General features: G+C 63.6%; 22 protein-coding genes. 5 read left to right on the top strand and 17 right to left on the bottom strand.

The features are described 5' to 3' along the window. Positions 1 to 22: 22 nt before the first annotated feature. Positions 23 to 2,650 carry a phosphoenolpyruvate carboxylase gene (ppc, locus tag JYG34_RS05910; protein WP_213659859.1) on the bottom strand — a complete coding sequence of 876 codons (2,628 nt, stop codon included), beginning with the start codon at positions 2,648 to 2,650 and terminating at the stop codon, positions 23 to 25. A 144-nt stretch (positions 2,651 to 2,794) separates the two neighbouring features. On the opposite strand from ppc, the gene JYG34_RS05905 reads away from it, so the two are divergent. The 3 genes from JYG34_RS05905 to JYG34_RS05895 all read left to right on the top strand — a co-directional run bounded on the left by JYG34_RS05905 (position 2,795) and on the right by JYG34_RS05895 (position 4,652). After that, the gene (locus tag JYG34_RS05905) at positions 2,795 to 3,139 is read left to right on the top strand and encodes a hypothetical protein (RefSeq protein WP_011532572.1); all 345 of its coding nucleotides are present in this window, start codon (positions 2,795 to 2,797) and stop codon (positions 3,137 to 3,139) included. 265 nt (positions 3,140 to 3,404) lie between these two features. Then, on the top strand, positions 3,405 to 3,818 hold the full coding sequence (locus JYG34_RS05900; RefSeq protein ID WP_213659858.1) for a DUF4398 domain-containing protein: 414 nt from the start codon (positions 3,405 to 3,407) through the stop codon (positions 3,816 to 3,818). Positions 3,819 to 3,863: 45 nt separating this feature from the next. After that, the gene (locus JYG34_RS05895; RefSeq protein WP_213659857.1) at positions 3,864 to 4,652 is read left to right on the top strand and encodes an OmpA family protein; all 789 of its coding nucleotides are present in this window, start codon (positions 3,864 to 3,866) and stop codon (positions 4,650 to 4,652) included. A 348-nt stretch (positions 4,653 to 5,000) separates the two neighbouring features. On the opposite strand, the gene JYG34_RS05890 is transcribed toward JYG34_RS05895, so the two are convergent. From JYG34_RS05890 to prfB, 7 genes are all read right to left on the bottom strand, one after another. Next, positions 5,001 to 5,327, bottom strand: coding sequence for a hypothetical protein (locus JYG34_RS05890; protein WP_213659856.1), 327 nt, complete (start codon positions 5,325 to 5,327; stop codon positions 5,001 to 5,003). Next, a complete protein-coding gene (locus JYG34_RS05885; protein ID WP_213659855.1) occupies positions 5,324 to 6,247 on the bottom strand; it encodes an alpha/beta hydrolase in 924 nt (307 codons plus the stop codon). The genes JYG34_RS05890 and JYG34_RS05885 overlap by 4 nt, the downstream gene beginning before the upstream one ends. Next, positions 6,219 to 7,496, bottom strand: a complete 1,278-nt coding sequence (locus tag JYG34_RS05880; protein ID WP_213659854.1) for a flavohemoglobin expression-modulating QEGLA motif protein — start codon at positions 7,494 to 7,496, stop codon at positions 6,219 to 6,221. Before JYG34_RS05880 ends, JYG34_RS05885 begins: the two co-directional genes overlap by 29 nt. Before the next feature lie 74 nt (positions 7,497 to 7,570). Continuing rightward, positions 7,571 to 8,119 carry a hypothetical protein gene (locus JYG34_RS05875; RefSeq protein WP_213659853.1) on the bottom strand — a complete coding sequence of 183 codons (549 nt, stop codon included), beginning with the start codon at positions 8,117 to 8,119 and terminating at the stop codon, positions 7,571 to 7,573. A gap of 29 nt (positions 8,120 to 8,148) precedes the next feature. Then, on the bottom strand, positions 8,149 to 8,853 hold the full coding sequence (locus tag JYG34_RS05870) for a TetR/AcrR family transcriptional regulator (protein ID WP_213661119.1): 705 nt from the start codon (positions 8,851 to 8,853) through the stop codon (positions 8,149 to 8,151). A 191-nt stretch (positions 8,854 to 9,044) separates the two neighbouring features. Then, complete coding sequence (gene lysS / locus JYG34_RS05865; protein WP_011532564.1) at positions 9,045 to 10,547, bottom strand: lysine--tRNA ligase; 1,503 nt, start codon at positions 10,545 to 10,547, stop codon at positions 9,045 to 9,047. A gap of 93 nt (positions 10,548 to 10,640) precedes the next feature. Next, positions 10,641 to 11,736, bottom strand: a protein-coding gene (prfB, locus tag JYG34_RS05860) for a peptide chain release factor 2 (protein WP_213659852.1) whose coding sequence is annotated in 2 segments (ribosomal slippage) — positions 10,641 to 11,663 and positions 11,665 to 11,736 — 1,095 coding nt in all. Because the reading frame shifts where the segments join, the coding sequence is not laid out codon by codon here. 197 nt (positions 11,737 to 11,933) lie between these two features. Here prfB and JYG34_RS05855 point away from each other — a divergent pair. Continuing rightward, entirely contained in the window at positions 11,934 to 13,385 is a 1,452-nt protein-coding gene (locus tag JYG34_RS05855; protein ID WP_213659851.1) for a hypothetical protein, read from the top strand. A gap of 232 nt (positions 13,386 to 13,617) precedes the next feature. On the opposite strand, the gene JYG34_RS26420 is transcribed toward JYG34_RS05855, so the two are convergent. The 9 genes from JYG34_RS26420 to JYG34_RS05810 form a co-directional block, all read right to left on the bottom strand. Continuing rightward, the gene (locus JYG34_RS26420) at positions 13,618 to 13,905 is read right to left on the bottom strand and encodes a hypothetical protein (protein WP_213659850.1); all 288 of its coding nucleotides are present in this window, start codon (positions 13,903 to 13,905) and stop codon (positions 13,618 to 13,620) included. Between the two features lie 750 nt (positions 13,906 to 14,655). Then, on the bottom strand, positions 14,656 to 15,660 hold the full coding sequence (locus JYG34_RS05845; protein ID WP_213659849.1) for a response regulator: 1,005 nt from the start codon (positions 15,658 to 15,660) through the stop codon (positions 14,656 to 14,658). 51 nt (positions 15,661 to 15,711) lie between these two features. Then, a complete protein-coding gene (locus JYG34_RS05840) occupies positions 15,712 to 16,725 on the bottom strand; it encodes a chemotaxis response regulator protein-glutamate methylesterase (RefSeq protein WP_213659848.1) in 1,014 nt (337 codons plus the stop codon). Next, entirely contained in the window at positions 16,722 to 19,007 is a 2,286-nt protein-coding gene (locus JYG34_RS05835; protein WP_213659847.1) for a hybrid sensor histidine kinase/response regulator, read from the bottom strand. Before JYG34_RS05835 ends, JYG34_RS05840 begins: the two co-directional genes overlap by 4 nt. After that, positions 19,004 to 19,669: a chemotaxis protein CheW gene (locus JYG34_RS05830; RefSeq protein WP_249746219.1), complete on the bottom strand. Its 666-nt coding sequence runs from the start codon at positions 19,667 to 19,669 to the stop codon at positions 19,004 to 19,006. The genes JYG34_RS05835 and JYG34_RS05830 overlap by 4 nt, the downstream gene beginning before the upstream one ends. Next, a complete protein-coding gene (locus JYG34_RS05825) occupies positions 19,666 to 20,910 on the bottom strand; it encodes a CheR family methyltransferase (protein WP_213659846.1) in 1,245 nt (414 codons plus the stop codon). Before JYG34_RS05825 ends, JYG34_RS05830 begins: the two co-directional genes overlap by 4 nt. After that, positions 20,907 to 21,428 (bottom strand): chemotaxis protein CheW, encoded by a 522-nt coding sequence (locus tag JYG34_RS05820; RefSeq protein ID WP_213659845.1) that lies wholly within the window; start codon positions 21,426 to 21,428, stop codon positions 20,907 to 20,909. The genes JYG34_RS05825 and JYG34_RS05820 overlap by 4 nt, the downstream gene beginning before the upstream one ends. 5 nt (positions 21,429 to 21,433) lie before the next feature. Continuing rightward, entirely contained in the window at positions 21,434 to 23,056 is a 1,623-nt protein-coding gene (locus tag JYG34_RS05815) for a methyl-accepting chemotaxis protein (protein WP_213659844.1), read from the bottom strand. A gap of 128 nt (positions 23,057 to 23,184) precedes the next feature. Next, the gene (locus JYG34_RS05810) at positions 23,185 to 23,871 is read right to left on the bottom strand and encodes a tellurite resistance TerB family protein (protein WP_213659843.1); all 687 of its coding nucleotides are present in this window, start codon (positions 23,869 to 23,871) and stop codon (positions 23,185 to 23,187) included. Positions 23,872 to 24,131: 260 nt separating this feature from the next. On the opposite strand from JYG34_RS05810, the gene ydcS reads away from it, so the two are divergent. Next, complete coding sequence (gene ydcS / locus JYG34_RS05805; RefSeq protein WP_213659842.1) at positions 24,132 to 25,271, top strand: putative ABC transporter substrate-binding protein YdcS; 1,140 nt, start codon at positions 24,132 to 24,134, stop codon at positions 25,269 to 25,271. The last annotated feature ends 86 nt before the right edge of the window (positions 25,272 to 25,357 follow it).

Genomic DNA, 25,357 nt, shown 5'->3' with positions numbered 1-25,357 from the left:
TTGCCCGGGCCTCCCGGGCAATTCAGCCGGTGTTGCGCAAACCGGCTGCGATACCCGCCACGGTGACCAGCAAGGCCTGCTCCAGCGGGCTGTCCAGAGCGGCTTCGCGGCTGCGCGAACGGGCCAGCAGCTCGGCCTGCAAACGGTGCAGCGGGTCCAGGTAGGTATTGCGCAGGCGGATGAATTCCAGGGTTTCCGGGCTGTGCGCCAGTAGCACCTGCTGCCCGGTCAAGCCCAGCACCACCTGGCACGACTGCGACAATAGGTCGCGCAGGTGAGCGCCCAACGGTAGCAGCCGTGGTTGCACCAGACGTTCGTCGTAGGCCTCGGCGATCTGCGCGTCGGCCTTGGCCAGGACCATCTCGAGCATGTCGATGCGGGTGCGGAAGAATGGCCACTGCTCGCGCATCTGTGCCAGCAGGTCGGCCTGCCCCCGCGCCAGCGCATTGTTCAGCGCGGTCTCCCAGCCCAGCCAGGCCGGCAGCATCAGGCGTGTCTGGGTCCAGCCGAAGATCCACGGAATCGCCCGCAGGCTCTCGATCCCACCGGCCCGACGCTTTGCCGGGCGGCTGCCCAGCGGCAGGCGCCCGAGCTCCTGCTCCGGGGTGGACTGGCGGAAGTACTCGACGAAATCCGGGTTGTCCCGCACCACGCCGCGGTAGGCCTTCACGCCGTCAGCGGCCAGTTGGTCCATCAGCGCGCGCCATGCAGGTTCAGGTGGTGGCGGCGGCAGCAAGGTCGCCTCCAGCACTGCGGCGAGGTACAGGTTGAGGTTCTGTTCGGCGATGCCTGGAAGACCGAACTTGAAGCGGATCATCTCGCCCTGCTCGGTGGTGCGGAAACGACCGCCCACCGAGCCTGGCGGCTGCGACAGGATCGCCGCGTGGGCCGGGCCACCGCCGCGCCCCACGGTGCCACCACGGCCATGGAACAGCAGCAGTTCGACCTGGTGCTCACGGCAAATGCGCACCAGGTTCTCCTGGGCGCGGTACTGGGCCCACGCTGCCGCCGTGGTGCCGGCATCCTTGGCCGAGTCGGAGTAGCCGATCATCACTTCCTGCGGGCCGTGCAATCCGGCGCGATAGCCCGGCAACCCCAGCAACCGCTCCATCACCGGCCCGGCGTTGTCCAGGTCGGCCAAGGTCTCGAACAGCGGCACCACGCGCATCGGCCGGGTCAGCCCGGCCTCCTTGAGCAGCAGTTGCACGGCCAGCACATCCGAAGCGGCGCCGGCCATGGAGATCACATACGACCCCAACGAAGCGGCCGGCGCGGCGGCGACTTCTCGACAAGTGGCCAGCACCTCGGCCGTCTCGGCAGCCGGCTTGAAGTGCGCCGGCAGTAATGGCCGGCGGTTCTTCAGCTCGTGCTGGAGGAACTCGATGCGGCGCTCTTCGTCCCAATCGGCATAGCGCCCGAGGCCCAGGTAATCGGTGATCTCAGATAACGCATCGCGGTGCCGGGCGGCGTCCTGACGCACGTCCAGGCGCACCAGGAACAACCCGAAGGTCACCGCCCGGCGCAGACAGTCGAGCAACGGGCCATCGGCGATCACACCCATGCCGCAGGCGTGCAGCGACTGGTAGCAGAGCTCCAGCGGCGCGATCAGCTCGCGGTTGTCCACCAGCACCGCGGCACTGGCCGGTTGCGGGCCGGCCAGCGAAGCATGGGCCCAGGCGCGGGTGGCTCGCAGGCGGTCGCGCAGTTGCTTGAGCAGCGCGCGGTAGGGCTCGGCGCTGTCGCCGACTTGCTCGCGAAGGGCGTCGCTGGCCTGCTGCATCGAGAGCTCGGCGGCCAGGTAATCGATATCGCGCAGGAACAGGTCGGCCGCCATCCAGCGCGCCAATAGCAGAACCTCCCGGGTGACGGCAGCCGTCACGTTGGGGTTGCCATCGCGATCGCCGCCCATCCACGAAGCGAAGCGCACCGGTGCCGACTCCAGCGGCAGGCGCAGGCCAGTGGCCTCGAACAGCGCCTTGTCGACCTTGCGCAGGTGATTGGGCACCGCTTGCCACAAGGAGTGCTCGATCACTGCGAAGCCCCATTTGGCCTCGTCCACCGGCGTGGGCCGGGTGCGCCGGATCTCTTCGGTGTGCCAGGCCTCGGCGATCAGCCGGCGCAAGCGCTCGCGCACTTGCTGGCGTTCGGCAGGAATGAGATCGCGGTGATCCTGCGCCGCCAGTTGCGCGGCGATGGCATCGTATTTCTGGATCAAGGTGCGGCGAGCCACCTCAGTAGGGTGGGCCGTGAGCACCAGCTGGATATCGAGCCTGGCCAGTTGCCGGGCCAGGGCATCGTTGCCGTGCCCGGCCGCCTTCAACCTCGCCAGTAGCTCGGGAAGCACGCGGGCCTCGAACGGCTCCGGCTGGTCGGCGTCGCGACGATGGATCAACTGGTACTGTTCGGCGATGTTGGCCAGGTTGAGGAACTGGTTGAACGCCCGCGCCACGGGCAGCAGGTCGTCTTCGGCCAGGTCGCCGAGGGTGGAGCTGAGCTGCTCGCCCTCCCCGCGCCGGTCGGCCTTGGCGCTGTGGCGGATGTCCTCGATCTTCTGCAGGAACGCCTCGCCATGCTGCTGGCGAATGGTCTCGCCGAGCAGTTCCCCCAACAGATGCACATCCTCACGCAGGCGCTGATCGATATCGCTCATCGGGCTTCTCCACTCCAGGAAACAGCAGGCCCCAAGAGTGCCTATGGCAGGCCTCGGCTGGCAAGCCGCGAACCACCAAAGCAACTAAAGTGAAGGAAGGTCATCCGAAGCAATGCCCCTTCCAAGGCTTTGACAGAGGTCATCATGAAAATCCGCGAACTCGCCCAGCACTGGGAACAGAATGCCGCCGGCCGCCTGAGCCCCACCGGCCATGTCCTGCATCTGGACATGGAAGCCGAAGCGCGCCTGGCCGCGCTGATCGAGATGTACCCCAAGCGCAGCCCCGAGGAACTGCTGGGCGAACTGGTTGCCGCAGCGCTCGAGGAACTGGAGGCCAGCTTCCCCTACATCAAGGGCCAGCAAGTGATCGCGACTGATGAGGAAGGTGATCCGTTATATGAGGATATCGGTCCGACGCCACGCTTCCTGGCGCTGTCCAGGCGTCATCTGCAAGCTCTTGGCAGCCTGGAAAAGAACAAGCGCCACTGACCTCCGCTTTTCGACCGAGGCCCTGCCCGAGGGTCTCGGATACCCCTCCTACAGCCGAAAGTTCCAGCCTTTTCGCGCTGACTGATTAGTCAGAAAAAAATATCGTTAGCGTGCGAATTTTTCTGAACCTTTGAAAAAACGCCTCGGTCACAGCCAATAGCCATCACGGCCAAACCTTGTAGACACAGGCGCTGCCGCGCTCGCCTTGGCACAAGGAAACAGCGATAGGCCCATTGCGGACATCGTCGTTAACAGGAGTGACCCCATGGAGTTGACCCTCATGAAGACCCGCATCGCACACCCCACCTCCACCCACCTGCGCGGGCTCAAGCTGGCCGCCCTGGCGCTGGGCAGCAGCCTGGTGCTGGCCGGTTGCGCCGGCAATCCACCCTCCGAGCAGTACGCCGTGACCCAATCGGCGGTCAATTCGGCGGTAAGTGCCGGCGGCACCGAGTTCGCGGCAGTGGAAATGAAAGCGGCCCAGGACAAGTTCAAGAAGGCCGAGATCGCCATGCATGACAAGCAATACGACCAGGCGAAACTGCTGGCCGAGCAAGCCGAGTGGGACGCCCGCGTCGCCGAGCGCAAGGCCCAGGCGGCCAAGGCCCAGAAAGCCGTGCAGGATGCTCGCCAGGGTGTCCGCGACGTGCGTGAGGAAGGCCTGCGCAGCGCTGAATGAGCTGCCGGCCACTGCCCCCCTCTTGAAGATCAAAGGATGAACACTATGCGCAACTACGTCATGATTCCCGCCCTGCTGGCCCTGAGCGTAGGCCTGGCCGCCTGCTCCCACGACCCGAATGCCAACCTCGAGTCGGCTCGCACCAACTTCTCCGCGCTACAGAGCGATCCGCAGTCAAGCAAAGTGGCTGCGCTCGAGACCAAGGACGCCCAGGACTGGCTGAACAAGGCCGACAAGGCCTACATGGAGCGCGAGAACGAGAAGAAGGTCGACCAGCTCGCCTACCTCACCAACCAGCGTGTCGAGGTGGCCAAGCAGACCATCGCCCTGCGCACCGCCGAAGCCGAGCTGAAAAACGCCGCCGCCCAGCGCGCCCAGGCCAAGCTCGATGCCCGCGACGCGCAGATCAAGAAATTGCAGGACAGCCTGAACGCCAAGCAGACCGACCGTGGCACCCTGGTGACTTTCGGTGACGTACTGTTCGACTTCAACAAGGCCAACCTCAAGACCAGCGCCTACCCGAACATCACCAAGCTGGCGCAGTTCCTCCAGGAGAACCCGGAGCGCAAGGTGATCATCGAGGGCTACACCGACAGTGTCGGCTCGGCCAACTACAACCAGACCCTGTCGGAGCGTCGCGCCAACAGCGTGCGCATGGCGCTGGTGCGGGCGGGTGTGGACCCGGCGCGTATCGTTGCCCAAGGCTATGGCAAGGAGTATCCGGTGGCGGACAACAGCAGCAACTCCGGGCGCGCGCAGAACCGTCGGGTGGAGGTGACCATCTCCAACGACAACCAGCCAGTGGCACCGCGGACGGTGAGCCAGATTCAGTAATGGCTGATGCTTGAGGGAGGAACCCCGCTGTTATGGCGGGGTTTTTCTATGGCGGGGTTTTTCGTGCCGGCCCTCAAATCATGGTGCGTCGCGAAGCGCTAGACGACTGGCTTGCAGCGCACTCCAGATCGAGCGCCGCCCGCGCGGCGCATCGCGGATGAATCCGCTCCTACATCGGTTGCAACGTGCCGCACCTGTGAGGCCACGGTTGCCAGCCTGATTGGCCCGACGCGATGTTTCGGCTGGCGCCGCCGCCCCGCCTGGCCGTAGGAGCGGATTCATCCGCGATGCGCCGCACAGGCGGCGCTCAATCTCACAGCCACTGCACCTCTGCGACCACAGGCCCGATCAGTGCACCTGCTGCGGCGTCTCCTGCCCCATGCAGCGCACCGCGCGCTTGCGGTTGTCCACCAGCACGCCGGTCAGGCCCTTCTGCTCGGTATCGAACAGCACTAACACGCCATCGATGCACTGCGCCACTTGCGGTGCCGGTGTCAGCGAGAGTTTGTAGTCCTCGCCCGGGATGGTCTTGAGCATGGTGAAGTCTTGCAGCAACAGGGCGTCCTGTGGCTTGGCGAAATGCAGGTAGCCGTAGTACCAGAGGGTCCCCACCGTCACGATGATGCTGCCGATACCGGTCAGGATCAGCGGGATGGCGTTGCGTTCTTCACTCATTGCGCGTTCTTCTCGTCAGGGTAATTGGGGACTTCGGCCAGGCGGCGCAGGCCGTTGAAATGCGTGGGGTCATCCAGGAAGCGCAGCATCACCTGGCGCCAGGTCGGGTCGGCGAAGGTCTGCACATGGTCGCCGCGGGTAAGTTGCAACACTCGGGGCGGTAGCGCATGCCGGTACAGGCGCAGGCCGTTCTCAAGTGGTACGAGGTGGTCGTCGATGCTGTGGAAGAACAGCTTTGGCGGGCTGTCCAGACGCTCGATCGAGTTGATCGCGCTGTCGCCGTCGGGCACCAGCCAGGACAGCGGCACCTGCAGCGGCCAGGTCATCCACGAAATGCTGAGGGCATAACGCCCCACCGCACGGTAACTGGCAGGTACGCCATCGAACACCAGGGCGCTGAAGCGCCGGCGCTGCTCGGGGTGCTGCGCCAGGTAGTGGATGGCCATGGCGCCGCCCAGGCTCTGGCCCAGCAGCACCAAGGGCTTGCCCTGCACTTGTGGTGCCTTGTCGAGCCAGGCCAGCGCCGCCTCGATATCGCCATATACCGCCGGAAGGGTTGCCTTGCCCTGGGACAGCCCATAACCACGGTAATCGAGCATCAGCACCTGATACCCTTCCTTCGGCAACCAATAGCTACCGCCGAGGTGCATGGCGAGATTGCCGCCATTTCCATGCAGGTGCAGCACGGTGCCCTTGACCTCGACACCCTCCTTCGCCGGCAACCACCACGCGTGCAGGCGCGTGCCATCCGCGGCGGCAATCGTCAGGTCCTGGTATTGGAGGCGGGCCTTTTCCGGGGTGAACGGCTGGCCGCGCTCGGGGTAGAACAGCAGGCTGCTGCAGCCGCACAACAGCAGCAGCCCGAGGCCGACGGCGAGGTGACAGCAGGCGTCAGAGAATATTCGCGTAGTCGGCTTCAATGCGGTCCAGGCTCAGGTGATTGAGGAAGTTGGAGAAGCACATCCACGCCGACAGCGCGTTGAGGTCGCGGAACTGCTCCGGCAGGTACTTGGGCGGCTCCACCAGGCCTTCCTCGACCAGCTGGCGCAGGGTACGCATGTCTTCCAGGGTGGTCTTGCCGCAGAACAGCAACGGGATCTGCTCCAGCTTGCCCTTCTTCACGGCCAACTGAATGTAGTTGTAAACCATGATGAAGCCCTTGAGGTAGGACAAGTCCTTGGTGAATGGCAGCCCGTTGGGCACCGAACCACGGAACACCCGGCTGGCATTGCTGTAGCTCTGCCCCATCTCGAAGCCCTGGCCACGGAAGAACTCGTAGACCTGCATGAAGTCGGCGCCCTCCTCCACCATGTGAATGGCGCGGGTGCGGTTGGTCAACTTGCGCAGGCGGCTGGGGTAGGAGGCGAAGGCGATCACCTCCATGAGAATGGCCAGGCCCTCCTGGGTCACCGTCGACGAGGGCGGGCCCTTGGCCAGGAAGGTGCAGATCGGCTGGTTCAGGCCGTTGAGGGTGGTACCGACATGCACCAGGCCCTCGTGTACTTCGAGCGCACGCACGTCGCGGCTGTTGAACATGGCGTCGGCGCGCACCTTGATGTAGTCGGCGCCAGCCGCAGCATCGGCGACGATGCCGTCGGACTCGAACACGCGAATGGTTTCCTCGGCTTCGCCGAACACCTTGTTCAAGCGGCGCTGGAGGATTTCCACGGCCTCCTTCGCGGTGAGGTTCTTCGGCTCGTCCTTCAGGTCGCCACGGCCATCGATATTGTTGAGGTAGTCCGAGAGCATCAGCCCCAGGTCGGCAAGGGTCGGGTCGCCGGCATGGAAAGCGTCGGAGGCGGCACCGTAGAGCTCCTGCGAGATCAGCCCGAAGTCCTCGGTACCGCGTGCTTCGAGCATGCGCACGACCATGCGGTACTCCTTGCACATGCGCCGCATGATCTGCCCGACCGGGTTGAACTGGCCGAGTTGACGGGTGATGTCACGCTCGATGTTCTGGAATTCGGCCTTCACCGCGCTGGAGTCGAACGACAACGGGCGGTTCTGGTAGTACGCGCGGTCCACCGCCGGAGGCTCCTTGCCCTTGGTCTTGAGAAAGCCCTGGCGGATGCCGTCGTCCCACTTCACCGCGTCGAGCACGCGGATGGGGGTCTGCGCGGTGACGATGCGATCGGACAGTGCGCGTATGGTCTGCTGGTACTCGTCCACCGGGGACTCCTTGAATCGGATTGCCCTGCAATCAGTCGGGCCTTGTTCGCCGCCTTGCCGACGAACAGCCCATGCTATTTAGCCACGCGCTCAAAACGCGCCACTTCGACGAACAGGTCGGAGTTGGCCGGGTCGTCCAGATAAGCCAGGACCCGCTCCGACGGACTGTCAATCAGCACGCCCGGGCCGTTGCCCTCCGGCACCTCGGTGCTGCGCCCGCTCAGTTCCTTCTTGTCCACCGCCTGCTGCACCTGCTCTACGTCAAGGTTGTAGACCACCAACTGCTTGCCATCGACCACCTCGAAACCACCAATCAGGAAGCGGCCGCCCAAACGCTTGGGCACGCCCGCCGACAGGTACCAGCGGTTGCCGTGACGAGCCACGGTGAAGGCATACTCCTCGGGCGCCTTACCCCGGGCACGTGCCACAGCCTTGTAGGTGTTGCCACCCGCTCGGCTGATGTTCAGCTTCAGCGGCTGGCCCCAGGCATCCTTGCTGCTCCACTGGCCAAGCAAGGCCTTGGGCGCCACCTGGTTGCCGGGCAGCGGTTCGTCGAAAGTCACCAGACAACCGCCCAGCAGGAGGAATGACAAGGTCAACAACACCACACGCCAGGCTTTCATCCGCTTCTCCTTGGAAATTCGTGTGCCGCTCAGGCCGATGCCAGCACCATCTGCAGGTATCGGACAAGGATAGCGAGCATCTGCTCATCGGCCGGCGCATCCGCAGCCTTGAGCAGGCCCTGATATTCCATCTGCTCGATTATCGCCGTCAACATCTGGGCGTCCTGCCCGGGTTGGTGCGAGCCGACCACCTGGAGGATCTGCCGCGCACCATGCAGCAGGATCTGCTCGTGGGCCTGCACCAGTTCAGCCAGACGTGGGCACAGCAGCGCCTCCTGGCGGAAGGCCTGCTCGGCCATGAGGAAGTCGCGACGATTATTGAGCTGGCGCAGGACGTAGTCGGCCAGCATGCGCGCCACCTCGTCGGCCAGACGTGCCCGGGCCTCGGGCGTGCCGTCGCCCTGAGCCAGCAACTGGCGCAGCACGCCTTCGGTGTTGGTCCACAGCTTGGCCATGTAGGCCGCGCTGCGTTCGACGTACTGGGCGAAGGTGTCGGCCAGCAGGTCCTGGATATCCTTGAAGTAATAGGTGGTGGCCGACAGCGGCACACCGGCCTCGGCGGCCACGGCGCGGTGGCGCACGCCACGCACACCATCGCGCACGACAATGCGCATGGCGGCGTCGAGGATCTGCTGGCGGCGCTGCTCGCTGCCCTGGCGGGCGGTCTTGCGGCCTTGGTATTGCACGCTCTCGGCGACGGCGGTGGCGATGCCGGCGGCGCCCTGGTGGGGCATGGCGGGTGTCACGATGGGTACCTCATGATTCAAGTCATCTAGCGTTCGTACCGACCCATTCGCGGGCAAGCCCGCTCCCACAGGTATAGCGCGCCCCATGTGAGAACAGGCTTGCCCGCGAAAGGACCACTACAGGCAACTTACAGCCGGGCATGAAAAAGCCGCCTCGAAAGGCGGCTTGTTCACATCGCTCAGGCCTGTGGACGCATGTGCGGGAACAGGATCACGTCGCGGATCGACGGCGAGTTGGTCAGCAGCATCACCAAACGGTCGATACCAATGCCTTCACCTGCAGTCGGCGGCATGCCGTATTCCAGCGCGCGGACGAAGTCGGCGTCGTAGTGCATGGCCTCGTCGTCGCCGGCGTCTTTCTCGGCGACCTGGGCGAGGAAGCGCTCGGCCTGGTCTTCGGCGTCATTGAGCTCGGAGTAGGCGTTGGCGATCTCGCGGCCGCCGATGAACAGCTCGAAGCGGTCGGTCACGGCCGGGTTGTCGTCGTTGCGACGGGCCAGCGGCGAGACTTCGAACGGGTACTCGGTGATGAAGTGCGGCTGCTCCAGCTTATGCTCGACCAGCTCTTCGAAGATCATCACCTGCAGCTTGCCCAGGCCTTCGTGGCCCAGCACCTTGGCGCCGGCTTTCTTGGCGATCTCGCGGGCACGGTCGACGTCCTGCAGGTCGGCGGCGGTGAGCTCCGGGTTGTACTTGAGGATCGAGTCGAACACCGACAGGCGCACGAACGGCTCGCCGAAGTGGAACACCTTGTCGCCGTACGGCACATCGGTGCTGCCCAGCACCAGCTGCGCCAGCTCGCGGAACAGTTCCTCGGTGAGGTCCATGTTGTCGCGGTAGTCGGCGTAGGCCTGGTAGAACTCGAGCATGGTGAACTCGGGGTTGTGCCGGGTCGACACGCCTTCGTTGCGGAAGTTGCGGTTGATCTCGAACACTTTTTCAAAACCACCAACAACAAGCCGCTTGAGGTAGAGCTCAGGCGCGATGCGCAGGAACATGGCCATGTCCAGTGCATTGTGGTGGGTTTCGAACGGTTTGGCCGCGGCGCCGCCCGGGATGGTCTGCAGCATCGGGGTTTCGACTTCGAGGAAGTCACGCTCGATGAGGAACTTGCGGATATGCGAGATCACCTGCGAACGCACGCGGAAGGTGTGGCGGGTTTCCTCGTTGACCATCAGGTCGACGTAGCGCTGGCGGTAGCGCTGTTCAGTATCGGTCAGGCCGTGGTGCTTGTCCGGCAGCGGGCGCAGCGACTTGGTCAGCAGGCGCACGTTGGTCATCTCGACGTACAGGTCGCCCTTGCCGGAACGGGCCAGGGTGCCTTCGGCGCTGATGATGTCGCCCAGGTCCCAGGTCTTGACCGCCGCGAGGGTGTCTTCCGACAGGGTCTTGCGGTTGACGTAGACCTGGATGCGACCGGTCATGTCCTGAATGACCATGAACGAGCCACGGTTGAGCATGATGCGACCGGCGACCTTGACCGGGATGGCGGCTGCTTCCAGCTCTTCCTTGGTCTTGTCCGCGTACTGTTTCTGCAAGTCGTTGCAGTAGCTGTCGCGGCGGAAGTCGTTGGGGAAGGCATTGCCCTTTACGCGCTCTGCGGCAAGTTTTTCCTTGCGCAGGGCGATCAGGGCGTTTTCTTCCTGTTGCAGGTCTTGCGCTTCGGTCTTGAGGTCGCTCATGTCGTCATTCTTTCCATCAGGTGTTCGTTGCCCCTGTCGGGCAGGGCACGCGATACGGGCCGACGGCTTCATATCGCGGCGGTGGTGTGCGGATTACAGCCCCTGCTTGAGGCTCGCTTCCAGGTACTGGTCGAGGTCGCCGTCCAGGACCTTCTGGCAATCGCTGCGCTCGACGCCGGTACGCAGGTCCTTGATGCGCGAGTCATCGAGTACGTACGAACGGATCTGGTGGCCCCAGCCGATGTCGGACTTGCTGTCTTCCAGCGCCTGCGAGGCGGCGTTGCGTTTTTGCATTTCCAGCTCGTACAACTTGGCCCGCAGCATTTTCATGGCGGTGTCTTTGTTGGCGTGCTGGGAGCGCTCGTTCTGGCAGGCCACCACGGTGTTGGTGGGCACGTGGGTGATACGTACCGCCGAGTCGGTGGTGTTCACGTGCTGGCCACCGGCGCCGGAGGAGCGGTAGGTGTCGATGCGCAGGTCGGACGGGTTGATCTCGATTTCGACCTTGTCGTCGATCTCTGGCGAGACGAACACTGCCGAGAACGAGGTGTGGCGACGGGCGCCGGAGTCGAACGGGCTCTTGCGCACCAGGCGGTGCACGCCGATCTCGGTGCGCAGCCAGCCGAAGGCGTACTCGCCCTTGATGTGCACGGTGGCGCCCTTGATGCCGGCGACTTCGCCTTCGGACAGCTCGATGATGGTGGCATCGAAACCGCGCTTGTCGGCCCAGCGCAGGTACATGCGCAGCAGGATGTTGGCCCAGTCCTGGGCTTCTGTGCCGCCGGAGCCGGCCTGGATGTCGAGATAGGCATTGTTCATGTCCATCTCGCCGCTGAACATGCGACGGAACTCGAGCTGGGCCAGTTTCTCTTCCAGGCCTTGCAGCTCGGTCACGACGTCGCCGACGGCGCCTTCGTCATTTTCCTCGACGGCCATGTCGAGCAGGTCCTGGCAGTCGGCCAGGCCACCGGACAGTTTGTCCAGGGTTTCGACCACCTGTGCCAGCATGGCACGCTCGCGACCCAAGGCCTGGGCGTACTCTGGCTTGTTCCAGACAGCGGCGTCTTCCAGCTCGCGGTTTACTTCGACCAGACGATCATGTTTGTGATCGTAGTCAAAGATACCCCCGAATGGACTGGGAACGCTCGGTGAGGTCCTTGATGGTGTTCAGGATCGGTTGGATTTCCATGGGCGGGCAGCTCTCGTGCGAATTCTGTGAAAAGCCCGCGAGTATAACCGAGTCCGCGGGCTGACGGCAGACCCGCCGGGCGGCAAGCAGCGCTCCACCCAACGTTTCGTGCACCCGACCTGGTAATTCTGTCAGTTTCGCGAAACGGCCAATTGCGACTTACTTGTGTGCAACCCTTAAACAACGAGGATGCACACATGATTGCCACCGACGCTCCCCTCACGCGTGCCCGCATGCCATGGCTTGCATTAATTGTTCTGATGTTGGCATGGCCTTGTGCCGGATACGCGCTGGCCCCATCAAAACCGCCGCAAAATGGAGGCGGCATAGTCGTCATTGAGCCAACGGAAACTGATCTCACCCCCCCCGGCCAGGCAGAAATGAACGAGCCTGAGTTAGAGGTGCAAGACCTGCCAGTCGCAATCATCGAGGACGCGTCATCCGACAACCCCCTACCAGCGTCAGGGGATACAGCCACCGAGACGCGAGAGTTTGCAGAATCAAAGCGCCTGACAATCGGGAGCCGAATCAACATCAACAGGGTTGGGCAGTTCGTCGCAATCAACTATCGCAATCCCAGGTTGCGCAGTGGCGATACGGTATCCATAAGTCTGGCACCACAGGGGACACGACAAACCACCTTTGTCTCCAGAGCACTAACAGCGCAAGGCTCAGGTCCAATCGCCCTCACCATCCCTGTGCGCGAACTGGCAAACTATATCGGCCGCTCGGCTGATGTGACTGTTGCGATCGGTCGGGCTAACAATTCGCTTCGTTTTTCACGACCTAGGACGATCTCGATCGTGGCCACTAGCGGAAATGATGTCGCCTCGAGACTTAATACACGCTACCGCAACACTGCAAACCGGTGTACATACGTTCAAAGAAGCGACTACCCAGCCTACTACTGCAACGGCATTATTATCCGCTCTGTGGATAACGGCGATTTTGATCCTTGGGTACCCAGTCAAACGGCAAGAAACCTGGGGGGAATTTCATTCTCTTACTTCAGGATCGACTCCAACGTTACCGATTTTTATCGAAATGCTGGCTTCATCTTCCTTCCTCAACGAGAGGCCTTGGCCCAAGGTAGAGCGATCGACTTCCTGTGTATCTATGCTTATGACGGTTGGACGTTCGCCGGACAACGCCGCGAAGCAGGTTGCGGCTTGAAGGTAAGGGCAGCACCTGGATCAGACCCGAGCTCATGCGCCAGTCGGAATGCAACGACCGTTCAGGGCTGGTACAACCATGCCAGGACGATCAACCACAACTCACTTCAATGCTCCCTTAGCACCCGAGATGCCGCTCAGTTCGCAGTAAGCTATCAAGTACGCAATAATCCACCGACCGATATCAGAGACAGGGTAAGGGCACCTTGGAACGAATTGATGGCGGCCATTTGGGTACAACCGAATGAAACCCTTCCCCCTTCAGCCGCCCGCTCAGGCGAAATTGGTACCCAATTGCCTATCGAAGCTTTCTTTTACCGTACCAACAATGCTACGTCGCTCAATGATGCCAGGACGTTCCAGCAAAAGTACAAAGCCAGAACCAATCTCTGGGTACCGATCATAGCTTTGGACCTCGACCAGGTGCGAGGTTCACCCTTCAGGTACAACGCCGCTGACCAGGCCGTTCAACTCTGATCCGAAGATCAGGTGGGTATGTTCAGCCCATACCCACCTGATTGACTGCACTGCTCTTGGCCTCAGCAGAACACCGCGTCCACCGCCGGGCTCAGTTGATGGTAGGGACTATCGACATTCACCGTCAGCTTTATAGCGCACCGTTAGGCCGTTCGACCGCAAGCAGGCGCCGTGGATGGCCGCTGCCACCTTGCTTTCGCCTTCACTGGCCAGCTAGCCGAGGTGGCCAGACTTATTCCGGGAGTCCTGTAGCACCCTGTCGTTTGGCTTTGGCTTTGGCTTTGGCTTTGGCTTTGGCTTTGGCTTTGGCTTTGGCTTTGGCTTTGGCTTTGGCTTTGGCTTTGGCTTTGGCTTTGGCGATCAGGAGGTTAGCCGCACCGTCAGCTAGCGACAGCTGCGCCAGCTTAGGCGCCGCCCGTAACTTCGCGACTTCAGGAGGCTGAGCGCAGGCGTCTGGAGGGCCAGGTGCGCAGCACCCTTCGGCGTAGCCGAAGGCGCGAGATGTAGACTTGCGCAGCAAGTCGTAGGCCGCGCGGGCCCGGAAGGCGCCGGAGCGAAGGGACCCGGAGCGTAGCGGAGGGCCGTATGAATGGAGCGCAGCGTTTTTTGGTTACTTTTTGTCGCGTTTGACAAAAAGTGACCCGCCGTAAGGGCGGAAAGGTGACTTCGAGTCGCTATAGCGAATGGATATGCACATAGCTGTAGAGACCTACTTAGTTTTGATTTTGATTTTGACTTTGACTTTGACTTTGACTTTGACTTCCAGAGTATTGGTCTGAAGTCTGCGAGCATATCCATTGACGATAGAGACGCTGACTCACCTTTTCGCCTTTACGGCGACCTTCTTTTGCTCGCGGGCAAAAGAAGGCAAAAACCGCTGGCTCCGTTCATACGGCCCCTGCGCTTCGCTCCGGGGTCCCCTCACTCCGGCCTTGCTCCCGCGTGGACGCACTGAAGGGCCATCCATGGCCCATCAGTGCTCGACGGGCATCCATGCCCGTCGCCCCGCTACGCAAGTCCTACGTTCGGCCTCCTGAAGTCGCATTTGGCGGCGCCTGAACTATCGCGCACTTAGACGCAAGATCAAGATCAAGATCAAGATCAAGATCAAGATCAAGATCAAGATCAAGATCAAGATCAAGATCAATAAAATAGATATTTGGCAGTTACCGCTAAGTATGTACTGGTCGATCCGACTTTTCGCCGGCAAGCCGGCTCCTACAGGGGGGAAGTGCAAACTTGAAGATGCCCTGCCCCTGTGGAAACAGGATTAAGCGACACCCACCTGATTACGCCCACTGTTCTTGGCCTTGTACAACCCGGTGTCCGCCGCCGAGATCAACTGCCGGCAGTGGCTACCGACACTCGGCGTCAGTGTCGCCACACCAATGCTCACGGTCAGCAGCGAACCAGCTTCAGGCACGGTATGGGCAATGTTCAGGCCCATGATGGTCTGGCGCAGCTTCTCGGCAATCAACCGCGCACCACCGGGCGAAGTGTTGGGCAACACCAGGGCGAACTCCTCGCCACCATAACGCGCCGGCAGGTCGGTAGGCCGCGAGCAGCAACCGCGAATGGCCTCGGCCACCTGTCGCAGGGCCTCATCGCCGGCCAGGTGCCCGAAGCTGTCGTTGAACGCCTTGAAGTAGTCGACATCGACCATCAACAGCGACAACTGCTGCTGTTCTCGCATAGCCCGACGCCATTCCAGCTCAAGATACTCATCGAAGTGACGGCGATTGGAGAGCCCGGTCAGGCCATCGGAGTTCATCAGCCGCTGCAACATCAGGTTGGTATCGAGCAGCTGTTGCTGGCTGACCCGCAATGCGCGATAAGCCTCGTCGCGCTGCAGCAGAGTCAGGTAGGAGCGCGAGTGATAGCGGATACGCGCCACCAGCTCGATGGAGTCAGGCAACTTGACCAGATAATCATTGGCCCCGGCGGCAAACGCCGCGCTCTTGACCAGCGGATCTTCCTTGGTCGACAGGACGATGATCGGGATGTCCTGAGTGGCCGGGTTGTTGCGGTACTCACGCACCAGCGTCAGGCCATCGAGGCCCGGCATGATCAGGTCCTGGAGGATGACCGTGGGCTTGATACGCATGGCTTGCACCACGGCCTGGTGCGGGTCGGCACAGAAATGGAAGTCGATGTTCTCCTCGTGGGCCAGCCCACGGCGCACCGCTTCGCCGATCATCGCCTGATCGTCTACCAGCAGGACCATCGCCGCGCTTTCGTTGATGGTCGTGAAACCTTCGATCGGTAGATCATTCATCCCTAGTCACCAGATCACTACCGGCCAGGCGGCGTGACTCAATACATATCGTCATTTCGAAAAGATTTCCATCAGTCGTCCGGCGATTCGCTCCAGCGGGCGAATCTCCACGGCCGCGTCGATGGCCGCGGCGGCCTTGGGCATGCCGTACACCGCGCTGCTCTGCTGGTCCTGGGCGATCGTGAGGAAGCCCTGCTGGCGCATCAGCTTCAGGCCCTGGGCGCCATCGCGGCCCATGCCGGTGAGCAGCACGCCCACCGCGTCGCCCGACCAATAGCGCGCGACGCTTTCGAAGAACACATCGATCGAAGGCCGGTAGATTTCGTTGACCGGCTCGGCAGTGTAGGCCAGCTGGCCGTTCTGCAGCAGGCGGATGTGGTGGTTGGTGCCGGCCAGCAGCACCTGCCCCGGCTGCGGCGGCTCGCCCTCCCGCGCCAGGCGCACCGGCAGCCCCGAGGCGCTGCTGAGCCATTCGGCCATGCCGGCGGCGAACACCTGGTCGACATGCTGCACCAGCACGATGGCCGCCGGGAACTCGCGCGGCAGCCCCTTGAGCAGTACTTCCAGCGCCGCCGGCCCGCCCGCCGAAGAGCCAATGGCCACCAGGCCGCGGCGCTGGGAGGCCTCGCGCAACGGCGCGGACACGGCGCGGGGAGCGCTGGGCCGTTGCTGCCCGATCAGCCAACCGATATTGAGGATCTTGCGCAGCAGCGGCGCTGCGGCTTCCCGGGCATCCCCCGCGCCCAACGCCGGGGTATCGACCACATCGAGCGCGCCGTGGCCCATGGCCTCGAACACCCGGTGCACGTTCTGCTTGCGGTCGACGGTGACGATCACGATGGCGCAAGGGGTTTCGGCCATGATTCGACGCGTGGCCTCGACGCCATCCATCACCGGCATGATCAGGTCCATGAGGATCAGGTCCGGGGTCTGCTCGGCACAGCGTTGCACCGCCTCGGCACCATTGCCGGCGACCCAGATCACCTGGTGCGCCGGCTCGAACGCCAGCGCCCGGCGCAGGGCCTCCACGGCCATGGGCATGTCGTTGACGATGGCGATCTTCATCCCTGCGCACCTCCAATCAGCTCCACGACAGCATCCAGCAACGCATCGTCATGGAAGCTGGCCTTGGCCAGATAATAGTCGGCGCCGGCATCCAGTCCACGGCGGCGATCCTCTTCACGGTCCTTGTAGGACACCACCATCACCGGCAGGGATTGCAGGCGATTGTCGCGACGCACCAGGGTCACCAGCTCGATACCATCCATGCGTGGCATGTCGATATCGGTGATCAGCAGGTCGAAGTCATCGCTGCGCAGCGCGTTCCAGCCATCCATGCCGTCCACCGCGACGGCCACTTCGTAGCCGCGGTTGCTCAGCAGCTTGCGCTGCAATTCGCGCACGGTGAGCGAGTCGTCGACCACCAGGACACGCTTGCGTACCGCCCCCTTGCCGCCCTTGCCACCGCGCTCGATGCGCTCGAGGCGGCCGGTGCTGAGCAGTTTGTCCACAGAGCGCAGCAAATCTTCGACATCGATGATCAGCACCACCGAGCCATCGTCGAGCAAGGCCCCGGCGGAAATGTCCTGGACCTTGCCCAGGCGCGGATCGAGCGGCATCACCACCAGCACCCGCTCGCCGATCAGACGCTCCACGGCCACGCCATAGAGCTGTTCGCGCTCGCGGATCACCACCACCCGCAAACCCTGCCCAGGGTCCTGGGCGGCGGGCCGGTTGAGCAACTGGCTGGCGGCCACCAGGCCGATATGGCGGTCTTCGTGCCAGAAATGCTGGCGCCCTTCGATCTGCACGATGGCCTCGGTCGGCACGTCGAGGGTGCGTTCGATGTGGGCCAGCGGGAAGGCGTAGGCCTCACCGCCTACCTCGACCACCAGGCTGCGCACCACCGACAAGGTCAGTGGTACTTCCAGATGGAAACAGCACCCCTGCCCTGCCACCTGAGTCAGCTCGATCGAGCCGCGCAGTTCGCGCACCATGTGCTGCACCGCATCCAGGCCAACACCACGCCCGGAGACCTCGGTGACGGTATCGCGCAGGCTGAAGCCGGGCAGGAACAGGAACGTCAGCAGCTCCGCCTCGCTCATCTGCGCCACGGTTGCGGCCGGTGACAGCGCGCGCTCGACGATGCTCTGGCGCAAGCGTTCCAGGTCGATACCGGCGCCGTCATCGGACAGTTCGAGAATCAGCAGGCCAGCCTGGTGCGAGGCGCGCAGGCGCACGGTGCCTTCGCTCGGTTTGCCTGCCAGCAGGCGCCGCTCGGGCAACTCGATGCCGTGGTCGACGGCGTTGCGCAGCAAATGCGTCAACGGCGCTTCGAGTTTCTCCAGCACATCGCGGTCGACCTGGGTCTTCTCGCCTTCGACGACCAGGCGCACCGGTTTGTCCAGCGAGCGCCCCAGGTCGCGGACCATGCGGCTCTGCCCGGTCAGCACGTCGGCGAAGGGGCGCATTCGGCAGGCCAGCGCGGTGTCGTAGAGCAGTTGCGCACGCTGGCTGGCCTGCCAGCCGAACTCGTCGAGGTCGGTGGCCTGCTCCAGCAGAATCTGCTGGGTCTCGGCCAGCAACTGCTGGGTCTGGGCAAGGGCCTCGAGCACTTCCGGGCCCTGCCCGCTGCCTTCGAGTTGGGTCTTCAGGCCGTCCAGCGCGCGGATGCCCTTGCCATGCATGCGCTTGAGGCGTTGCAGGGTGGCCAGGTAGGGTTTCAGGCGTTGAGTCTCTACCAGTGACTTGCTCGACAAGTCGAGCAGGCTGTTCAATCGGTCGGCGGTTACCCGCAAGACCCGTTCACCACCGTCGCCCGCTCGCTTGCCAGCCTTCGACGCGGCAATGGGCTCGGCGTCGGCGACAGGCTCCGGTGCCGGAACAACGGGTGCCGGTGGCGAGGGTTCGACAGGTACAGTGGTCAGAGGTGGCAGCGTCGGGGGTACGACAGCCGTCGTCGGCGCCAGCAGGCCGGCCAGTTGAACCAGGAACGCAGGGACCGCGGCTTCGCTGTCCTGGTCGCCTGGCGTGGCGATGCGCATCAGCAGATCTGTCCCCTGCAACAAGGCGTCGATATGCTCGGGACGCAACACCAGCCGCCCTTCCTGGGCGGCCACCAGGCAGTCTTCCATGACGTGGGCCACGCTGACCCCCGCATCGATACCGACGATTCGCGCCGCGCCCTTGAGCGAATGGGCCGCACGCATGCAGGCTTCCAGTTGATCCGGTTGCGCGGGGTTGCGCTCCAGGGCCATGAGGCCGGCGCTGAGTACCTGGGTCTGGGCCTCGGCCTCCAGGCTGAACAGTTCGAGCAGCGATGCGTCGCGCATTTGCTCCGGGGTCATGACAGGCTCCGCTTCACGGCAGACAGTAGATGTTGCTCGTCCAGGACACGCACGCTGCGCTCTCGCCATTGCAGGACGGCGGCAGTGAAGTGCGCCGTATCGCGGCCCGTTTCCATGCGGGCCGGATCGAGACGGTGAATACCATCGATTTCGTCCACCGGCACCACCACCGGCCCGCCGTCGGCCGCAAGAATCAGCATTCTCGGCAGTACCCGCCCATTGCGCTCGACAGTCGCTTCGGGCGGCACGCCCAGCAGGTCGGCCAGCGACAGGCAAGGCACCAGTGCTCCGCGTACGTTGGCAACGCCCTGCAGCACCCGCGAACGCTGGTGCGGCAGCGAGTGCACCTGCTGTTGCGGGGCGATTTCGGCCAGGCACGCGGTCGCCAGGGCCAGCCACTCCTCACCCAGGCGGAACAGCAGCATGGAACGGCCGACAGCGGCCGCCTCCACAACGCTTGCCTCGACCTGTTCGCCCTCGATCAGCGCATAGCGATCCAGCAGGCGGGTGGCCGCGGTGGCATACACTTCGCAATTGCGGCAATGGATATGCCGCTCCAGCAACGGGCACCGCTTGTCGCCGTGCACGCCGATGCGGTTCCAGCAATCGTCGATGACCTCGTCATCGCGAGCGATCAGATGCATCTGGTATCCGCCACTCATCGTTCAGACTCCCTTCCCGCCCGCGCGGCGCGTTCCTGCAAACGCCGGGCGCCTGCTTCGTCGCCCTGCGAAGCCAGCAGCGCGGCCAGGTGCACCAGGGTTTCCGGGTGCTGGGGCTCCAGGTACAAGGCCTTGCGGTAATGGGTAATGGCTTGCGCGGCATCGCCTTCGGTGTCACTGAGCAAACCCAGCCAGTAATAGACCTGTGCCTTGGGCGCGTACTGGCGCAGATAGCGCTCGCAACCGGCCCTGGCCTGCTCGCTGTCGCCGGTGTTGGCGTGGCGGGCAATGGCTCCCAGCAACTGCGCCTCGCTCTCGCGGGGCTCGACGGTCGGCGTCGGCGCGGGGATCGGCCTTACACTGCGGGTTGGCAGCACGACCACTTTCGGCGGCGGTGCGATCGGTCGCACCGCTGGCAGCGAACGACTCACCGGCGCGGTGGGCATCGGTTCCTGACGCACGTAGGCAAACGACTGGGCGATCCCCACTGGCCGCATGCCCAGGCGCGCCAGCAGGCTACCCTCGGCCGGGCCGATGAACAGCACGCCATGGGCATGAGTGAGGTGCTTGAGCACCTCGAACACGCGCTGCTGGGTCGGCACATCGAAATAGATCAGCAGGTTGCGGCAGAACACGAAGTCGTACAGCCCTTCACGGCTCTTGAGCGCAGGGTCCAGCACGTTGCCCACCTGCAGGTTGACCTGTTGGCGCACGCGCTCATTGATGCGGTGCAGTTCTGCGACCGGACTGAAATGCCGCTCGCGAAACGCCAGGTCACTGCCACGGAACGAATTGCGGCCATAGTCCCCCTGCAGCGCCTTGGCCACGGAGTTGGGGCTGATGTCCATGCCATCGATGCGAAACGCAGCCGGGCCGACGCCACCGTCGAGCAGGGCCATCGCAATCGAATAGGGCTCCTCGCCGGTCGAGCACGGCAGGCTGAGGATGCGCAATGGCCGCGTCCCCGCCAGCTCGGCCACTCGCTTGTGGGCCAGGCCGACCAGAGCACCGAACGATTCGGGATAGCGGAAGAACCAGGTCTCCGGGACGATGACTGCCTCGATCAGCGCCTGTTGCTCCTCGGCCGATTGCTGCAGGTGCAGCCAATAATCGTCCAAGTCCGCCGCCAGCACAGCGACACAGCGCTGCTGCAAGGCGCGCTCGATCATCGGCGCCCCCACCGACTCCACGTCCAGGCCGATGCGCTCGCGCAGGAAGCGGAAGAAGCGTTGTTCGCTCATGCCGGCACCTGCCCGTTCTCGGCGGGATACAGCAACTGCCGTACCGCGGTTGGGAGCAGGTCGTCGACACGAATCCGTTGCAGCAAGCCCTGGCTGTCCTGGCGCACCGGCCCCAGGTAGGGGGCGTCGGCATTGTCCAGGCCATAGGGTTGGAACTCCTCAGGCTGGCAGCGCAAGGTATCGGTGGCCTGCTCCAGTACCAGACCCAACTGCAGGTCAGGGCGCAGCGGGTCGCCACGATAATGCACCAGCACCAGGCGCGTGCTGCTGCGCGAAGGCGCCGCCACGCCGAAGCTCAGGGCCGACAAGTCGACCACTGGGATCAGCGCACCCCGGTGGGCAAGCACACCGACGACCCAGGACGGCGCCTGGGCGATGGGTTTGAGCGCACATCGCGGCAACACCTCGATCACCTCGCGTACGTCGAGAGCAAAGCGTTGCTCGGCAATGCGAAACTGCAGATAGAGCGCGCCGTTGCCAATGGCCGCGCGCGCGTCACGGGGGTGCAGGTCGTTCATCGTCGTCAGACTTTGAAGCGCGAGACACCGCCACGCAGGCCGGTAGCCACCTGGCTCAGTTCGTCGATGGCAAAACTGGCCTGGCGCAACGACTCGACGGTCTGGGTGCTGGCGTCGCTGAGCTGGGCCAGGGCCTGATTGATCTGTTCGGCGCCGGTGGCCTGGGCCTGCATGCCTTCGTTGACCATCAGCACCCGCGGCGCCAAGGCCTGTACCTGGTGGATGATCTGCCCCAATTGCTCTCCCACCTGCTGCACCTCGAACATGCCGCGGCGCACCTCCTCGGAGAACTTGTCCATGCCCATCACCCCTGCCGAGACCGCCGACTGGATCTCGCGCACCATCTGTTCGATGTCGTAGGTGGCCACGGCGGTCTGGTCGGCCAGGCGGCGCACCTCGGTGGCCACCACGGCGAAACCACGCCCGTACTCACCGGCCTTTTCCGCCTCGATGGCGGCGTTGAGCGACAACAGGTTGGTCTGGTCGGCGACCTTGACGATGGTCACCACCACCTGGTTGATGTTGCTGGCCTTCTCGTTGAGGATCGCCAGCTTGGCATTGACCAGGTCGGCGGCGCCCATCACCTGGTGCATGGTTTCCTCCATGCGGGCCAGGCCTTGCTGGCCGGAGCCGGCGAGGCTCGAAGCCTGGTCGGCCGACGAAGTGACCTCGGTCATGGTGCGCACCAGGTCGCGCGAGGTGGCGGCGATCTCCCGCGAAGTCGCGCCGATTTCGGTGGTGGTGGCTGCGGTTTCGGTGGCCGTGGCCTGCTGTTGCTTGGAGGTGGCGGCGATTTCGGTGACCGAGGTGGTCACTTGTACGGACGAGCGCTGGGCCTGGGCCACCAGGTTGGCCAAGGACTCGGCCATCTCGTTGAAGCCCCCCTCGATAGCGCCGAACTCGTCCTTGCGCTCCAGGTTCAGGCGCATGCTCAGGTCGCCTGAACGCAGTTTGTCCAAGGCATGGACAATAAGCTGCATGGGCGCGGTGATCGCACGCAGCAGCAGCAGGCCGCATATACCCGCGGCAATGATCGCCAGCAACAGCGAGACGATCATGCTGCCCTTGGCCGTGTTCACGGCGCTGACGATGTCGTTGGTGGCGGCCTCGGCGGATTCGCGGTTGCGCTCGATAACGGTATTGAGGTGCTTGCGACCGGTCACCCAGGCCGGGGTGAGGACTTCGAGAATCAGGCGCTGGGCTTCGGCATAGTTCTTCTGCCGGTAGGCGTCGAGCACCTGGCCGACCGACTTGAGGTACTCCTCTTCCAGGCGCACGAACGCTTCATAGCTGGCCTGGTCATCAGCGTCGCGGATAGTTGCCTGGTAGCTGGTCATGTGCTGCTTGAGGCGGTCGTCGAAGCCTTTATACAGCTCCATGTCGGCGCTGGTGATCTCGCGATGGTTCGACAGACCGACCAGTTGCTGGGTGGTGACGTAGCTGTCGACCCAGGCACTGCGGATCATCGAGCTGTAGTAGACACCGGGAATGCTGTCGGACCCCACCGCCTCTTCGCTGGACTCGATCGCCACCAGCCGCGAGTAGGCGGCCACGATCATCAGCAGCATGATGGCGATGATCACGGCGAAACTTGCCAGGATCCGTTGGCGCAAGGTCCAGTTCTTCACATTCAGCCCTCAGGAATTCGATACGAGCGGGAAAAATCGCCGAAGTATAGCCCAGGCTTCCTACGCTTTTGCGGGTGAATACGGATAGATTCAGGCATCCATGCCTGAAGAATTGGCCAAATGCCAGCTCATTGAGCTGCGGCAAGCCTGACCTGGTTTTCCAGTTCCTGGCGCAACGCAGGGTCCAGACGCAGTTGCCGTGCCAGCTCATCGAGGTAAGCGCGCTCCATGAAGTTCTCCTGGTCGACCATCATCACGCTGGCCAGGTACATCTCGGCGGCCATTTCCGGTGTTTGCGCGGCACGGGCCACTTCAGCCGGGTCCAGTGGCTTGTTCAGTTCGGCGTGCAACCAGTGCTGGAGTTCCTGACTGCTGTCCAGGCGGGTGAACTCCCCCTCGATCAACGCCCGCTCACGCTCATCGATATGGCCGTCGGACTTGGCCGCCGCCACCAACGCACGCAGCACCGCCTGGCTGTGCTGCTCGACCTGGGCCGGCGGCAGGCGGTCCAGCGTCTGCGGCTCGTGGCTGCCCGCCCCCTGGCGCGCCTGCCAGTTGCCGTAGGCTTTGTAGGCCAGCACGCCCAACGCGGCGAGGCCACCGTAGGTGAGGGCCTTGCCACCGTACTTGCGCGCCTTCTTGCTGCCCAGCAGCAAGCCCATGGCGCCCGCCGCCAGCGCACCGCCACCGGCGCCGGAAAGCAGGCTGCCCAGGCCGTGGCCACCCGACTTGCCGGCCACACCCTTGCCGGCCTGGTTACCGAGCAGTTCCTGACCCGATTTGAGCAGTTGGTCGAGCAGGCTCCGAGTATTCATCTGGCATGTCTCCGCTGTAGGAAAAGAGGCACCCAGAGTAGGCCCGGGCAGCCGTCTCGCCACCCGTGCAAATGCTTCCGAATGTTGCGCGGGAAGTAGACAAAAAACGAACTAGACTCGATCTGGCGATCAAGACCAACAAGAAGGCCGCCTATGAACGACCCGCGTCTGCCCCGGCTTTTCTTCGCCTGTTTCGATGCCTGGCCAATGCCCAGCCTCGACCTCTCCCCCGTCCATGCGACTCAGCAAGAGGGACCACCATGTCAGTGAACAAGACTGTATTGTTCGGCGCGCTAGTAGCCAGTGCCGGCCTGCAGGCCGCCCAGTTGCCAGGCACGCTCGGCGCCGGCGAAGGGCAGCTGGATATCATCGCCTGGCCCGGCTACATCGAACGGGGTGAAAGCGACAAGGCCTACGACTGGGTCACCGGCTTCGAGAAGGAAACCGGCTGCAAGGTCAGCGTGAAGACCGCCGCCACCTCCGACGAGATGGTCAGCCTGATGACCAAGGGCGGCTACGACCTGGTCACCGCCTCGGGCGACGCCTCGCTACGGCTGATCGCTGGCAAGCGCGTGCAACCGATCAATACCGCGCTGATCCCCAACTGGAAGAACCTCGACCCACGCCTGCACAACGGTGCCTGGTACGTGGTCAATAACCAGGTATACGGCACCCCCTACCAGTGGGGCCCGAACGTGCTCCTCTACAACACCAACGTATTCAAGCAACCGCCGACCAGTTGGAGCGTGGTGTTCGAGCCCCAGGACCTGCCCGACGGCAAACCCAACAAAGGCCGCGTGCAGGCCTACGACGGGCCGATCTACATCGCCGACGCGGCGCTCTACCTCAAGTCTGCCAAACCCGAACTGGGTATCCAGAACCCTTACGAACTGACCGAAACCCAGTACAAGGCCGTGCTCGACCTGCTGCGCCAGCAACAGCCGTTGATCCACCGCTACTGGCATGACGCGACGGTGCAGATGAGCGATGTGAAGAACGAGGGTGTAGTCGCCACCAGCTCATGGGGCTACATGGTCAACGGGCTGCAGGCCGACAAGCAGCCAGTGGCCTCGGTGGTACCGAAGGAAGGCGCCACAGGTTGGGCCGACACCACCATGCTGCACAGCGAGGCCAAGCACCCCAACTGCGCCTACAAGTGGATGGACTGGTCGCTGCAACCGAAGGTGCAGGGCGATGTGGCGGCCTGGTTCGGTTCGTTGCCCGCAGTGCCAGCGGCCTGTACCGGCAGCGAGCTGCTGGGGGCCGAGGGCTGCAAGACCAACGGTTTCGACAACTTCGACAAGATCGCCTTCTGGAAGACCCCGCAGGCCGAAGGGGGCAAGTTCGTACCCTATAGCCGCTGGACCCAGGACTATATCGCGATCATGGGCGGGCGATAGGAGCGCCCCGGAACAAGATTCAACCCATTGATCTGATATGACCTCTGTAGGAGCGGCTTCAGCCGCGATCACCCGCGCAGCGGGTG

This window comes from Pseudomonas entomophila (assembly GCF_018417595.1).
Lineage (GTDB): Bacteria > Pseudomonadota > Gammaproteobacteria > Pseudomonadales > Pseudomonadaceae > Aquipseudomonas > Aquipseudomonas entomophila_C.
Note: the sequence above shows the minus strand (reverse complement) of the source record. Positions and strands in the feature narration are given on the sequence as shown.